Origin of the sequence: Pelagicoccus sp. SDUM812002 (assembly GCF_031127835.1) — a bacterium.
Classification (GTDB): Bacteria; Verrucomicrobiota; Verrucomicrobiia; order Opitutales; family Opitutaceae; genus Pelagicoccus.
Genome location: NZ_JARXHX010000003.1, coordinates 278401 through 292829 on the forward strand (window position 1 = coordinate 278401; position 14429 = coordinate 292829).

Annotated in this window: 15 protein-coding genes and 1 pseudogene; 9 read left to right on the forward strand and 7 right to left on the reverse strand. The window is 53.8% G+C overall.

Annotated features, from left to right (window positions below):
• Positions 1-91: 91 nt before the first annotated feature.
• Genes QEH53_RS06745 through QEH53_RS06755 form a run of 3 tightly spaced genes read left to right on the forward strand, consistent with a single transcriptional unit; the run spans position 92 to position 3840 of the window.
• Complete coding sequence (locus QEH53_RS06745) at positions 92-2194, forward strand: helicase C-terminal domain-containing protein (RefSeq protein ID WP_309022388.1); 2103 nt, start codon at positions 92-94, stop codon at positions 2192-2194.
• A 23-nt stretch (positions 2195-2217) separates the two neighbouring features.
• Positions 2218-2523, forward strand: coding sequence for a tetratricopeptide repeat protein (locus tag QEH53_RS06750; RefSeq protein ID WP_309022389.1), 306 nt, complete (start codon positions 2218-2220; stop codon positions 2521-2523).
• Between the two features lie 51 nt (positions 2524-2574).
• Positions 2575-3840, forward strand: a complete 1266-nt coding sequence (locus tag QEH53_RS06755) for a neutral/alkaline non-lysosomal ceramidase N-terminal domain-containing protein (RefSeq protein WP_309022390.1) — start codon at positions 2575-2577, stop codon at positions 3838-3840.
• A 24-nt stretch (positions 3841-3864) separates the two neighbouring features.
• Here QEH53_RS06755 and QEH53_RS06760 read toward each other — a convergent pair whose 3' ends face one another.
• Positions 3865-4809: an AraC family transcriptional regulator gene (locus tag QEH53_RS06760; protein WP_345785707.1), complete on the reverse strand. Its 945-nt coding sequence runs from the start codon at positions 4807-4809 to the stop codon at positions 3865-3867.
• Positions 4810-4893: 84 nt separating this feature from the next.
• Between QEH53_RS06760 and QEH53_RS06765 the strand changes: the two genes are divergently transcribed.
• The 4 genes from QEH53_RS06765 to QEH53_RS06780 all read left to right on the forward strand — a co-directional run bounded on the left by QEH53_RS06765 (position 4894) and on the right by QEH53_RS06780 (position 8213).
• Positions 4894-5760, forward strand: a complete 867-nt coding sequence (locus tag QEH53_RS06765) for an NmrA family NAD(P)-binding protein (RefSeq protein WP_309022392.1) — start codon at positions 4894-4896, stop codon at positions 5758-5760.
• Positions 5757-6245 carry an anthrone oxygenase family protein gene (locus QEH53_RS06770; RefSeq protein ID WP_309022393.1) on the forward strand — a complete coding sequence of 163 codons (489 nt, stop codon included), beginning with the start codon at positions 5757-5759 and terminating at the stop codon, positions 6243-6245. Before QEH53_RS06765 ends, QEH53_RS06770 begins: the two co-directional genes overlap by 4 nt.
• A 26-nt stretch (positions 6246-6271) precedes the next feature.
• Positions 6272-6682, forward strand: a complete 411-nt coding sequence (locus QEH53_RS06775) for an ester cyclase (protein ID WP_309022394.1) — start codon at positions 6272-6274, stop codon at positions 6680-6682.
• 634 nt (positions 6683-7316) lie between these two features.
• A complete protein-coding gene (locus QEH53_RS06780; RefSeq protein WP_309022395.1) occupies positions 7317-8213 on the forward strand; it encodes an AraC family transcriptional regulator in 897 nt (298 codons plus the stop codon).
• A 3-nt stretch (positions 8214-8216) separates the two neighbouring features.
• Here the strand turns inward: QEH53_RS06780 and QEH53_RS06785 are convergent, their stop codons facing one another.
• Both QEH53_RS06785 and QEH53_RS06790 read right to left on the reverse strand, forming a co-directional pair.
• On the reverse strand, positions 8217-8504 hold the full coding sequence (locus tag QEH53_RS06785; protein WP_309022396.1) for a carbohydrate kinase family protein: 288 nt from the start codon (positions 8502-8504) through the stop codon (positions 8217-8219).
• Positions 8504-8635, reverse strand: coding sequence for a hypothetical protein (locus QEH53_RS06790; RefSeq protein ID WP_309022397.1), 132 nt, complete (start codon positions 8633-8635; stop codon positions 8504-8506). The genes QEH53_RS06785 and QEH53_RS06790 overlap by 1 nt, the downstream gene beginning before the upstream one ends.
• A gap of 88 nt (positions 8636-8723) precedes the next feature.
• Here QEH53_RS06790 and QEH53_RS24415 point away from each other — a divergent pair.
• Positions 8724-8954, forward strand: a pseudogene (locus QEH53_RS24415) (integrase core domain-containing protein); the annotation flags it as partial.
• A gap of 111 nt (positions 8955-9065) precedes the next feature.
• On the forward strand, positions 9066-9260 hold the full coding sequence (locus QEH53_RS24420) for a GyrI-like domain-containing protein (protein ID WP_369426428.1): 195 nt from the start codon (positions 9066-9068) through the stop codon (positions 9258-9260).
• Here the strand turns inward: QEH53_RS24420 and QEH53_RS06795 are convergent.
• From QEH53_RS06795 to QEH53_RS06810, 4 genes are all read right to left on the reverse strand, one after another.
• Complete coding sequence (locus QEH53_RS06795) at positions 9252-10130, reverse strand: carbohydrate kinase (RefSeq protein WP_309022398.1); 879 nt, start codon at positions 10128-10130, stop codon at positions 9252-9254. The genes QEH53_RS24420 and QEH53_RS06795 overlap by 9 nt on opposite strands.
• A complete protein-coding gene (locus tag QEH53_RS06800; RefSeq protein ID WP_309022399.1) occupies positions 10127-12190 on the reverse strand; it encodes an HAD-IIB family hydrolase in 2064 nt (687 codons plus the stop codon). Before QEH53_RS06800 ends, QEH53_RS06795 begins: the two co-directional genes overlap by 4 nt.
• 20 nt (positions 12191-12210) lie before the next feature.
• Positions 12211-13569 (reverse strand): glycosyltransferase, encoded by a 1359-nt coding sequence (locus QEH53_RS06805; protein ID WP_309022400.1) that lies wholly within the window; start codon positions 13567-13569, stop codon positions 12211-12213.
• Between the two features lie 177 nt (positions 13570-13746).
• Positions 13747-14373, reverse strand: coding sequence for a mechanosensitive ion channel domain-containing protein (locus QEH53_RS06810; protein WP_309022401.1), 627 nt, complete (start codon positions 14371-14373; stop codon positions 13747-13749).
• Positions 14374-14429 lie beyond the last annotated feature (56 nt).

A 14429-nucleotide genomic window follows, 5' to 3' on the forward strand; every position in this document is an offset into this window, starting at 1 on the left:
ACTCGTCTCAATATCGTCCCGCTCTTCCAAATTTGCTCGACCCGCTCCCGAGCTCCCAAGACAACTAGCGGCACTTTCCAAACTATCACCCATGATTTCTCCCAACGACCGCGAAAGCGCAGACTCCTCCATTTTCCTCCCGGAAGTCATCGGTCGCGTATTCGCAGAAGGGGGCTTTCTCCAGACGGAGCTAAGCTTGGAGCACCGCCCCCAACAGGAGCAAATGGCCCGAGCCGTAGCCGCTGGCATGGAGCTCGACGAGCCCCTTATCTTTGAAGCAGGGACTGGCGTCGGAAAATCCCTTGCCTACCTCCTGCCAGGCATCATCCACGCCACCGAAAGCAAGCGCCCCTGCGTCGTCTCTTCCCACACCATTTCATTGCAAGAGCAGCTCCAACGCAAGGACCTCGAAATCTGCCGCAACCTCTTCAAAAGTATTCCCGAACTCGAGAAGTATGCGGAATTCAAGTCGGCCGTGCTGGTGGGAAAAGGCAATTACCTCTGCCCCACCCGCCTCGCCACCGCTCTACGCAACAAGACGGAGCTCTTTCCCACCGAGGAGATGGAGGAGCTCAGCCGCATCGCCGCTTGGGCTGAATACACCAAGACCGGCCTCCGCCAAGAGCTCAACCCACTCCCCAACTTCGATGTTTGGGAGCAGGTCAACGCCGAGGGATCTGCCTGCAACCGCAAGAACTGCAACCACAACACCTGCCACTACCAACGAGCCCGCGCCGAAATGCGCAAGGCCCAGGTCGTCATCGTCAACCACTCGCTCCTCTTCGCCTTGCTCAACGCTGGAGGCATGGCCCCGGGCGCTAAGGGCATTCTACTGCCCGACGACTTTCTCGTCATCGACGAGGCGCACACCACAGCCGAAGTTGCGACCGAGCACTTCGGAGCCCGCATCTCTAGCTATGGCGTCGACCGCCAGCTCAAGATGCTTTTCAACCCCAAGCGCAAGTCCGGCATCGTCCGCAAGTTCGCCCATCCCAAGCAGCTGCAGTGCATCATCGACGCACAAGAAGCCTGCCAAGAATTCTTCGGCTACCTCATAGCAACCCACCTCGCCAAGCATAAGGTCGTTCGCATCTCAGAGCTCGGCTGGTGCGAACCCACCCTCATTGGTCCGCTACGCGCCTGCGTGCAAACCATGGACGGGATCCTCTCCAAGATCGAGGACGGCCCCATGCACGACGAGATCAAGGACCAACGCAGCCGTATCCACAGTTATTATAGCGGCATCCGACGCTTCGTCGAACTCGCCGAGGAAGACCACGTGCACTGGATTGAAAAGAGCGGCCGCGCCGGAAACATCTGCACCCTACGCACCGCTCCCATCGACATCGCTCCCTACCTGCGCGAAGAGCTCTTCAACAAGGAAACCTCAGTCACCCTCACTAGCGCCACCCTATCCATCGCCCGCGACCTAAGACCCTTTCAAGTCAAGATCGGCGCGGAACAAGAAACGGCCAAGATGGCGGACTCCCCCTTCGACTACGAGAACAACACGCGCATCTACATCGCGACCGACGTCCCCGTTCCCTCTCCTCACGATCAACGCCTCGCAATCGAGGTCCTCATCGACTACATCCGATACTGCGTATCCAAAGTTTCAGGAGGTAGCCTCGTACTCTTCACTAGCTACTCCGACCTGCGGAAAGTCTCCGACTCCCTGCAAGCCGAGTTCATCGACGCTGGCCGCCCTTTCTTTGCTCAAGGCCAAGGCATGGGACGCTCGGACATGACCGCCGCTTTCCTCGAAGCCGGCAACGGCGTGCTCTTCGGGACCGACAGCTTTTGGACGGGCGTCGACGTCCCCGGCTCCGCTCTCGAGCAAGTCATTATCACCCGCCTCCCCTTCGACGTCCCCACCCATCCCATCGCCGAAGCGAAGTCCGAATACATCAAGGAGCGCGGCGGTCACCCCTTCTCCGAGCTCAACCTCCCCGAAGCCCTTGTAAAGTTCCGCCAAGGGGTGGGCCGGCTAATCCGCACTCGGAACGATAAAGGACTGATCACCATTCTCGACTCTCGTATCCTGCAGAAAAGTTATGGCCGCCAATTCCTGCAAAGCCTGCCAAAGCACAAGTTTATCCGAATGAACAAAGCCGACCGCGACGCCCGATTCTGCGAGATCCACAGCGAGCTCCCCGGCAGACGCGATCTCGACAACGAACCCCCAACAAGATAATCTAAACCGAGAAAAGCAATAAGATGAAAACCGAACGCTTCCAAAATTTCGTATCCAAAAATCCAGACAACGAACTTTTTCGATTCTCCCTCGCTCAAGCTCTCATCGAAGACGAACGGTACGAAGAGGCGCTTGAGCATCTCGAATTCTGTATCCGGAAAAAGGACGATTGGATGATGGCAGAAATCCTCAAGGGCAAATCGCTGCTCGCTCTTTCTAGACCCGAAGACGCCCAGCCCGTCCTCGCGCACGCTCTCCATTTAGCGGTCATACAGCATCACGAAGCTCCCGAGGCCGAAATCCGTAAGCTCCTCGACTCCTTGGCGTAGGACTGGATCTTCCACCATGCCATAGCACCATATATCAACCTGACCCCACCCATGAAAAAAGTATTTTTCACTCTGATTACCCTCGCAGGCATAGCCTTCATTTCCGCTTCCCACGCTGGCCAACTCGAAGTCGGCGTCGCCACGGTTGACATCACCCCCAAGCAAGGTGTCGAAAGCGTAACCGGCATGAGTGGTAAAACAGCCGTCGTCGACAAAATCCACGACAATCTGTACGCCAAAGCGATCGTATTCAAAAATGGCGAACAGAGCGTCGCTATCATTACTTTGGAATTGATCGTCTTTAGAACAGAATACCTCGATCGAATCCGAAGCGAAGTTTCGCAGAAAACAGGCATAAAAAACGTTATCTGCGCCGTTACACATACGCACGGCTCCGGCAGCCCCAGCGGCGAAGTCGCCGAGCGCATAATTTCCCAAGCCATCGATGCCGCCGTCGCAGCAAACGCCACCGTCGAACCCGCCAAGATCGGCTACGGACAAGGCGTATGGAATGGTGGATACAACCGCCGCATCATAAAGGAAGACGGAACCGTCGAAATGCTCTGGAACAACAGCGACCGCGTCGACACCTCTCCCGTCGACGACGAAGTAGGTGTTGTCCTGATACAACGCGCCGACGACAGCTCCACCCTCGCCACCCTCGTCAACTACGCCGTCCATCCCGTCATCAGCATGAATTTCGAAGAGCTCATCATCTCAGCCGACTACCCCGGCGCCATGGCTCGAAAACTGGAAGAACGGCTCGGCGGCACCTGCATCTACTTCATGGGCGCCTCAGGCGACATCAACCCCTACGACGCCGACATGTTTCGCTTCGCCACTCCCGAACAAGTCTTCGCCTCCGTCGACCAGCTCGGCGAAGAGCTCGCCACCGAAGTCCAAAAGGTCGCTTCCAAAATCAGCGCCTCGCTCGCCGACGTCTCCCTGAAATTTGACGCCTACTCCCTCGATCTCGCCCGGCGGGAAAACGGCCCGCACGGCGAAAAAGACGTGGTCGTCGAAGTCGATACCTTCCTCATCGATCAACAACTCGCCTTCGTCAGCCTCCCTGGCGAAATGTTCGTCGAGCTCGGCATGGACCTTAAAAAACGCAGCCCCGCCGAAATGACCTTCGTCATCACCTGCGCCAACCAATACCTCCGCTATGTCCCCACCATCCAAGCCGCTTGCGAAGGCGGCTACGGCGCCAGCAGCGGCACCCTCCTCGAAGTCGGCGCCGGCGAGCTCATGATTCACAAAGCCCTCGTCAGCCTACGACACCAAATGGGCCAAGTGAAACCCCTCGAACCGCGCTAGTTTAGACTGCCAGAAAACCGTCCGCTAACTTGCAGCCAAAGTCCTCAACCGATGCTCCTGCGGGCTCACCCCTCGCACCCGCTTAAACGCTGAACTCAGAGCGTACGGACTACTATAGCCGACCCGCTCCGCCACCGTGCCAACCGTCTCGTCCGGCTCGCACAACAAATCCGCCGCCAACGCCAAACGCCACTGCGTAAGAAACGCCATCGGCGACTCTCCTACTACCTCATTGAAACGCTTTGCCAAAGCCGCGCGAGAAACTCCCGCCTTGGCTGAAAGGCTAGCAAGCGTCCACGGATGCGCGGGATTCTGGTGAATAAGCTTTAGCGTTCGTCCCACCACCTTGTCTCCCTTTGCTTGATACCAAGGCGCATCTTGAATCTTCTTCGTGCTGAACCACGTCCTCAGAATCGCAATGAGCAGCATGTCCAACAATCGGTCCAGCACCGCCGCCTGACCAGGAGCATCCCTCGCCATCTCGTCGTTCAAAAGAGCCAACAGAGGAGATTCCCAATCCTCGCTCTTCACCCACAAAAGTGGCGGCAACGCGCCGCGCAAACGCTCGCTCACGTCAGCCATCGACTCGTAGCTTCCAATCAACATCAGAGTCGACGCTCTCGCATCATTCCCCCAAGTACGCACCCCTAACTTCATCTCCTCTGAAAGGGATCGCCCATCGGGAGACCTGCAGTCCTGCCCCGGATGAATGTAGATGGTTGGCTGCGTCGCCTCTCCATCCGCTATTATATAATGTCCTGGCGCTCGCGTTATCGCCACATCGCCAGGCCCTAAAGTTACCTGCTCTCCATTGTCGTGAGATATATGGCACTCGCCCCGAACCATCGCGATGACCGTCAACGGAGAATCCGCCTCGACGCGCAAGCTCCAAGGCGATGCTAACAAACCGCGCAGGGCAAAAGCACCTCGCGCCCGAGGTCCTTCCAGCAATCCACTGAACTCATCGATTTCTTCCACTTTAGACGATCGCTTATGAACTTGAGCATCCGAGCTATGGCCGACTCTCCAACAATCGGTTAGTCTAAGTGTGTTATGAAAACGAATACACACACACCGTCAACCCAATCCAGGAAAACCGTTCTCGTCATCGGCGCGAACGGCAAAACAGGCCGCCGCGTCGTCCAGCGACTACGCGACGCCAACTACCCAGCCAAAGCAGCCTCTCGTTCGAGCGAGACGACCTTCGACTGGTCGGACCAGAGCACTTGGGCCCCCGCCTTGCAAGGAACGCAAGCTGCCTACGTCACCTACTATCCGGATCTCGCCTTCCCTGGAGCCGCGGACAAGATCGAGGCTTTCACCAAGCTCGCAATCAGCCTAAACGTCAAACGACTCGTACTCCTCTCGGGACGAGGCGAAGAAGGCGCTCGCGACGCTGAAATACGCCTCGAAGAATCCGGCGCGCAATGGACCATCCTCCGCTGCGCCTTCTTCAACCAAAATTTCAGCGAAGCCCTTAGCGAAGCGATCAAGCACGGCGTATTCGCCATGCCCGTCAAAAACGCCGCAGAACCTTTCGTCGACGCCGACGATATCGCCGAAATCGCCTTCGAAGCGCTCACGGCCGACCGTCACATCGGACAACTCTACGAACTTACCGGTCCCAAGCTGCTAACCCTCGAGCAAGTCGCCCAAGAGCTCAGCGACGCAATCGGCCGCGAAGTCTCATTCCAGGCCATTTCCCAGTCGGAATACGCCTCTGAGCTCAACCAACACGGCTTCCCCATCGAAGAGGCAAACGCCATCGCCGAGCTCTTCGTCGAAGTGCTCGACGGCCGCAATGCTTACGTGACCAATGGCGTTCAACGAGCCCTTGGCCGAGCCCCTCGAGACTTCGCCACCTATGCTCGCAAAGCAGCCGCAACAGGAGTCTGGAACCTAGAGACCGCAATGTCATGAATGCTTGGATCCTCATTGTCATAATAGCATCGCTGCTCGGATCCGCTCTAGTCGGTGGCATTTTCTTCGCCTTCTCCTCCTTTGTCATGAAAGCCCTCAAGCGCATCCCCTCTCCCGAGGGAATCCGCACTATGCAATCTATCAACGTCGTGGTGATAAACCCGGCCTTCCTAGGACTCTTCATGGGAACTGCACTTCTGTCGCTGACCCTCATAGCTACTGTCATTCTCGGCTACTCAACCCACTCGTTCGAAGCCTTGCCGCATTGGTTCATGATCGGAGCGATTCACTACTTCGTCGGCACTTTCTTGGTTACCCTAGCCGGAAACGTGCCGCTCAACAATCGCCTCGCCCATGCAAATGCCGACAACGCACAAAGCCTCTGGAATACATACCTTAAAAACTGGACGCTCTATAATCACGTTCGAGCCACCTCAGCGACGATTGCTGCACTCTGCTTCACAATGGGTCTTCTCCAACTCTAGATTCAAAAACACTCACAACTTTTAAAATGAATTCGAACAACAAAACGACCGTACGGCTTCTCATCGAAGAAGCCTTAAACCAAGGCAACCTCATCGTATTGGATAGAATAGTACATCCCAACTATCGCTACACCTCCTCCACCGATCAGATGCAAGGCATCGACGCCCTCAAATCCTTCATCCTCGGACTACGTTCCGCCTTCCCCGACCTAAAAATATCCATAGTCGATCAAATAGAAGAAGAGACAAAAGTGTGTACCCGCATATCCATTACAGGCACCCACTTGGGAGACTTTCTCGACATTCCTCCAACGGGAAAAAAAATAACTGTCCAAGGCATCGTCATCAGTCGCCTCGAAAATGGACTCATTGTCGAGGAATGGGAGCTGCTCGACCAGCTCATGCTCCTACAGCAACTCGAAATCGCCCCCGTTTAAGCAAAAAGAGCTCGGACCCATCAAGGATCCGAGCTCTTTGAAAATCGGCAAATAAAACAGCCTAGTCATATGCTCACGCGCTTGCAGTATCCGCAACAAGCGTGCCGGCGAGAGTGACGAGAATAAGTAGAGAATAGGCGATGATGAGTGTCATTGTGAGTGTGGTTGGTTATTAAGTGTTGATTTGCTTCAATACCTACAAGTACCCATTCCACACCGAAAGGTGACAAACTTTTGGTTCATCACCAAATGCAGTGGAAATTGCTGTTTAGGTAAGACGGTGATTCCGGAGGTAGGGCTGCCGCTTGCGGCACGCCGCATTGCAGGTGATGAGACTTGCGGCATGCCGCGAGCGGCAGCCCTACGGAGCTGTTCTCCTAGGGTTCCTGCAAAATGAAGATGAACCAAACTTTTTGGCCCACTACCGCTAGCCGGGAAATGAAGACTAGAAAATAAAGAGAATCGATTGAGAAAAGCCTTCCATACATATAGCCGACATTTCATTGAATCCAGCCGATCATCGTCCCAAGCCTCTCTCCAGAAGATCCTAGAAAATTGAGAAAATCTGTGGTTCTACAATTTCGCACAAACGATCAAACACCCCTCCTCGCTCATCTGCTAAGATACCCCCGAAATGCACCAAATCCAAGCAATCCAAGCTCAACTCGACCGTATCGAGCTTTCCATTACCGAACCACTACCCATCGCAGAGCTCGCCCAGGACGCCGGCATGTCCTACTGGCATTTCCAGCGAACCTTTACCGCTATGGTCGGCGATCCCATTGGCCGCTACATCCGGCGACGACGCATAGCCCACGCAGCCATTCGCCTCCTCGACTACGATGGCACCCTGCTAGACCTCGCCCTCGACTATCAATTCGAATCGCACGAAGCCTTCACTCGCGCCTTCAAAAGCGAGCTCTCCGTCACGCCCAGTGATTGGCGAGAAGGTCGCGGCAGCATCCTTTACCCGCGACACCGTGAACGCCTCACTCAGGCAAAACTCGATCAACGCTACAAAAACATGCACCTACTACCCGAAATCGTCTCATTGCCTTCCACCACCTTCGTCGGACTTCAGTCTCGGTTCCTATCCGCCACATCGGACGAGGCTAACAACATGACCATCATCCCAAACCTCTGGAGCGCCTTCTTCGAACGTGCCGGAGAACTGCAAAACCTCATCGAAGGCGTCTACTACGGACTGTCCGAAAACCCAGAAGCCTTAAACTTAGAGCGAAAGCACCCAGACGAAGCCATTTACCTCGCAGCCGCCCAAGTCGATTCAGACGCGCCCGTACCCGAGGGAATGCATAGCTGGAGCTCCATCGGCGGCCTCTTCTCAAAGTTCGAACACCAAGGACCCGTAGATACACTTGGCGAAACCATTGCCTATATTTACGGAAAATGGTTCCCAGAAAGTGAATACAAAGAACGCGAAGGTCCCGACATCAACCGATTCGGCCCTCGCTTCATTCCACAAAGCGAAAATAGCCTCTTCGAAATATTCGTTCCTATCGCTCAAACCTAGGCGTCAACCCAATACCTCAGCGGCGGTGTACTCCGGCTGCGCCCCGCTCTTCCCCGCAACGAAGGTGCTTAACGCCAATGCCCGCTTCAAGCACGCTTTGGTCGTTCGACCTTCGAGCAATCCCATCGTTAACGCAGCCGTAAAAAAATCGCCCGCCCCAATCGTATCCGCCACCTTAACGGCCTCGCCTTTCCCTGAAAAAACTTCTCCATTACGCAAAAGCATCGCTCCGTCTTTTCCACGCCTCACACAAAGCAATTCAACGGCTGTCAGTTTCTGCAGCTCTCGCATCACATCTTCCAGGCTCCGTCGCTCACGCCGCTTAAAGCGACCAGCTCCTCTTCATTGACTTTCAAGACATCCGCTCGCTTCGCTAATCTCAAAGCCAACTCTACGTCGTCAAACGGCGCGCGCAAATTCACGTCGCACACCTTCAAGCCTTCGAGCGATCAGGCATGATCTCTAAAAGCTGAAGGTTCACATCGCTTCGAGCCGCCAAGCTTCCATAGCCGCTTTCGAAACGACTGCCTGAATCGGGAATGGTTTTTGAACCTTCTCGACGCCCGCTCCTGCATCGAAATATTCCGCGACGAGTACAATACGCTTCGTCCTCACAGCAGCCTTTCATATAAATCACCAATAGAAATATACGCCCCCGAAGGCTTCGCCTCGGCTCAGGCTACGCCTGTCCCTCACCGAAGCCTTGCAATAAACAATAATCCACTACCGATGTTAACCTAGGCAACTTGAGACTAACATTTTGACTGGTCCACCTGCAGGGGGCTTCCCAATCCCGGCGGCCTTTTGCCAAATTCGAACACATCGATCGCGTCGATACGATCGCGATAAACGATGGCCTACATCTACGGAAAATGGTTTCCGGAAAGTAAACGCCTGGAGGCCAACGGTCCCGACCTCGAACGCTACGATAACCGCTTTGATCCAGAGAGCGAACAAAGTGTGCTCGAAATCCTGATCCCAATTTCACGTAATAACCGTGGTGTGGGTCCTACACCTCGGTCCGATGAGGCTAGCCGTTTAAGATAAAACCTTTTTGGCCACGTATTCAGGCTGAGCACCGTCTGCAGACGCGACAAAGGAGCTGAGCTTCAAGGCACGTTTGAGACAAACCTCTAGTCTTCGCTTCTCCAGTATGCCGATTGTGAGGGCAGCTGTAAACGAGTCCCCTGCGCCGATTGTGTCAGCAACCACTACATCTTCGGTGGGCAATGAGAAAAACCTGCCATTCTTCCAAAGCACAGCGCCTTCCTTGCCGAGCGTTACAGAGATGACCTTAACCCCTGTGCGGCGATGAAGGCTCTGCACCTGTTCCAGCAATTCAGCTTCTCCATTCCCACTCAGAACGCTAAGTTCATCTTCGTTCACCTTGAGCACGTCGGCGAACTTCGAAAGTTCCAAAGCACGGTCGGGGTCATCGTACGGCGGACGCAGATTTACATCACAAACCTTTAACGCCTTAGTGCTCTCCAAAATTGCCTTGATGAGCTCGAAATTGGACGGGGAACGGGTCGCCAAACTCCCAAAAACAATGGCATCTGCACTGTCTAGGACTGACTTGTCCGAATCGCCTACATCAATTTCATCCCAAGCAACCTTTTCCACAATTTCGTAGGTGGCGTCCCCTAAATCATCCAAACTAGCCACGGAGACCCCAGTCGGGAAATGCGGATGCTTCTTCAGCAAATCCGTTTCAATCCCAGATGCTTCGATGCGGCGTAACGCCTCGTCTCCCAGAAAGTCCTTTCCCACGGAGCTCGATATGTACGATTTAGCTCCCAAGCGCCCAGCATGATAGGCAACGTTGAGGGGCGCTCCTCCAAGGAAGAGCCCTCTGGGCAGGCAGTCCCATAAAACCTCCCCGAAAGTTACGATTATCTTCGTATTCGTTTCTTTCATACAATCTTGAGCAACTGACAAGCCCTAACAAATTCTGAACAGGACCATGCCTGATACATCTTACCCATCGGCCGTCCCGTCTCACCGTGATTCCATTCGTTGAATTCCCACGATGCAGATATGCCGGTTTCGTTAACTTTCGCTAGTTTCAGCAATTCCGCTACCGCAAGATCGCGAAAACCCAACTTATGGATGAACTGTACCCACATTGCCCCTACAAACGGCCAGATTCCGCCATTGTGGTAGTGATTCGGCAAATTGAGCAAATTCACGGTATAATAGGGCTTCCAATCTGGATCGCCAGCCTGAACTACAGGATACAGATTCCGCACGGGATAAGGATCATTGACCCCTACGCCCCACATAAAGCGGAAGGCCTTCTGAGCCTGATCCGTACCAAGTACATCAAAGAGAAAGGCGAGCACATTCCCATAGACGTCGCATCTCCAATCAAAAGAGAATGGCGTTGTTTGGGCTAACAGATAATGCGTGTCGCCCATGTTGAGCTGCTGGTCAGCGAAGGAATACTCGCCATCTTTGTGACCATTCGTGGATGGCCAAAACTTACGCAGGATGGTGCGCTTAATGTGGCTGGCCCACCTCAGGTAATCGCCAGCCATCTCCCACCGGCCCAGCATTTCCATGAGACGGCCGTAACATATATTAGCTCGGTACCAGAGTACTTCATCATACAATGGATTGTAACTTCTGCCGAAAAGGTCGGTCCAATCCCCCGCTTCCGGTACCTCAATCAAACCGTCGTTGTTAGAGTCTTGAGCACTAAGCCAGTCCATGGCGCGCTGAAGGTTCTTGGCCTGGTCACGCAAAAAGGGTAAATCCCCGGTCGTTCGAACGTATTCAAAAATCGCTATGATCAACCAAATGCCGCTATCGATGGAGCAGATTCCGCCCACTCCAGAGTAGTCAGGCACCTTTGTATCGATTGAGACATTACTCGGTACCTGACCGGTCAGGGAAAGGTGATCTAGTAGAGTCGTCAGCGTTGCTTTCTGACACTCGCGAATGTCTTCGTCGTTCAGCTTCAAGGAGCCGATGACAGTGATCGATCCGTCCCTACCCCAAACGCTCCTATAGTTCGCATCGGTCCCTTCCGTCACGTTATCGTCAAGCGAGCAGGCGGAGAAACCCATTGGAGTCATATTGCGACGCAGACCTTCGACCGCTTTTTTGTAAGCCAGCCTCAGGTATTCGCGATCCGCTTCGCTTATGTCTCCGATATGCTCCTCTCTGATCAACCTCAGGGTGTCCCGATGCATCGAGGGGTCTCGGGGCAAGTCGCAATGATCTTGCTCGGGCTCGCACACACTATCAATCGCACCATAGTGTATTAAACCTTCCAATACGCCATCCGCACAGACCCCGTCTGCTCGGTAGACGTCGAGACCTACGGTGCGTTCGTGAAGCTCCGGCTGGGCATTGCCCACCACAATCCCGCGAATCGACTTCTTACGGAACATCGCGCTGTCGTTACCCGTGTCCCCTGCCACGATAACTTCGCTCGGCTTGATCTTAAGACGCTTGATAAACCAAGTCAGGGCATTTCCCTTGTTCGCGTACTTCGGGACAACGTCCAGATCTCGGTTGGAGGAATAAATAATGTTAACGTCAAGCCCGGCGCGTTCCAAAGACGCCTCAATTTCATGAAGCTGGTCTTGGGTCGCATCGCGGAGAAACCAGCTGCTCTTGTAAGGACCTTGAAAGTGCTTCGGCTGGACACTCGTGTTAGCGAATGAGCCAACCGCTGCAGCGGCTTTGTCCCTATCCCAACCTTCTTCCAAAATTTCCGTGAAGTCCTTGACCTTTTCTTTCTTGCGATAGTCGTAGATGAGCGTGCCCACCCCGCAAATCAGATAGTCGGGCGCCAACAAATCGCCGTGTTCGATCAATTCGAGCATGTCGTCGAGTAAACGACCCGTATTATAGCATAGAAGAGGTCGACGTTTCTCAGGACAGGCCATCCAAGACGCATTGAATCGCTCCAACGCGTCAGGCTTACCAATCAACGTACCGTCGATGTCGGTAGAAAATAATTTTACCATTTGCGGTTTCTAAAAAAGCTCTAAGCGACAGGCATTAGTTTTTCAGGACTGCTCGGGTCGCCATGTATCCCCTCAACAACTGCAATCAATTGCTGAGCGATGCCCGACCAAGTAAATAAGCTACGAGCTTTTTGCGAGCCGTTTTCGGAAATTCGCTGGCTGATCTTCGGGTAAGCTAGAACCTTGCACATCGTAATACCAAAATCTTGGGCATCGAACGAGTCAGCGTACAAGGCATCTTTTCCGTATTCAAGCGTTCGATACAATCCGCCATTCGTGGTAACGATCGTGGGCGCCCCACTTGCCATAGCTTCCACCGCGGTCATACCAAAGGGTTCATAACGGCTGGGTAAACAGAACAGGTCGCTCGAGCGGTAGAAGTCAGGCATGAGCTCGTCGTCAAGCGACTGCGTAATCGTCACACGGTCCTCCAAACCTAGGTCGTGAATCTGCTTCACGATATCGTTAAGCATGGGATCCTCAGCCTGCCCCTCCGCTTCCGATCCCAGAGGCATGAAAAGTCTCACGTCATTGAAACGCTTCGCAACGATAGCGAATGCGTCTACCAACAAATCGAAACCCTTGTTACGGCTCAGACGCCCAATACTCGTGATGACCCTTCCTTCAAAACCAAACTTTTCTCGGAGCGACTCGCGCGATGCGTCGCTAACGGGATAGAAACGCGTGTCGTCGTAGCCTGGCGGGATCATAGCTACCTTGTCTCTTGGAAGACCATAGTCATCGAAGAACATGTCCATTTGTATCGGAGACGTGGCGACAACCATCGCGCACTCGTCATAGACCTTCTGTTCGTGCTCGATGCGCGTGGTGAAATTGTAAACGGAATCGAAGCTTTCCTTATCTTCCGGAAAATCTGTTTCCATCTTGAGTCGCTTCCACGTACCCACGGAGTGAGGCGTGTGGACGTGCGGGCAGCCTACTGCGTCCGATACAATTTCGCCAGCGATCCCAGCATCCCAGTAGTGAGAGTTGACAAACTCATAGCCCAGTCCATCGGCATTCATCTTGGCCAGGGCATTGCGAGACCACTCGGGAATCCACTTGTGCAAAAACTCCTTCGCGATGAACTCTTCTCCTCCACAAGGGACTCGTAGAATACGAACCCCTTCATCCACCTCTTCTTCGCTAGCTTGACCTTCAAACTGCCGCGTCCAGATATCCACTTGGTAACCCAATTGTGCGAGTTTGCGGGACAGCTCGATTACAAACACCACTTGCCCTCCGGTGTCTGGCATTCCCAATGGCGGCTCCGCTGCCACATACCCATGGGTCGAGATCATTGCTATGCGTTTGCCCTCATCGGCAACCTGCGTCTCGAGTTTAAATTTCTCAACGAACGACTCTGGCGTTACTTTCATGTTTTTTTTTCTTTCTAGTTCCCGAACTCCCGACTCAATCGGGCAGCTTACAATACACATGATGCACTTTGCAACGTGGACTTTGACCTCTTAAGCGTTAAGCCTTTCGAAATCAAAGACGCTCCTCCGGTCGCTAGATCCGTGCCAAGCGACGCGGAACCGGAGGGGTATCGAAACCTAACGAGCTGCCGCCTTAGACGGCTTCGCTGTTTCGATGCCTTCCAAGTTCGCCTTCGAATGATCGATGGCGCTCGAGTCATCGTCGTCCACGCTCTTCGCCTCGAAGCGATCAGGGTCTGCAGGTCGCAAGAGACTCTTCTGAAAAAATTGGTTATTCGGAACCTTGTACATATCCCCATTGCCCTTGCGAACTGTCGTGAAAAGGAAATTTATGTCAGTCACTCTCCCCATGACTTCTTCTCCTACGATCGCAACGTAATCACCTAATTTAAAGGGTTGCACCAGCAGGATGAGGAATGTCGCCGATATGTTGCTGAGCACACTCCAAACCGCTACAAAACCAATGGCCACCAATCCAAGCGTAGTGGATACAAGCGTCCAAAAGTTTCCAATGGGAATACCGTAAGCCGTAAGGCAGAGCAGTAAGGCAATCAAAATCACCACGTACCTCGCCAAGAGCCTGAGCGGTAGCACGAGAGCCTGCGACACTTTAGACCTAGAATTGAGAGCTCGGAACGCTCTGGAAATCACCAGCCAAAACGTATACGTGCCCACGATAATCACTAAAGTAGCGAGTGCATCTCCAAGGAAACGCTCCCATTCGAATTCTGTCCAATATTCCATCCTAAGTTTAGTAGTCGCTTGCTAGCCTTTCACTATCCAAGCATCCTTTCAAAGCA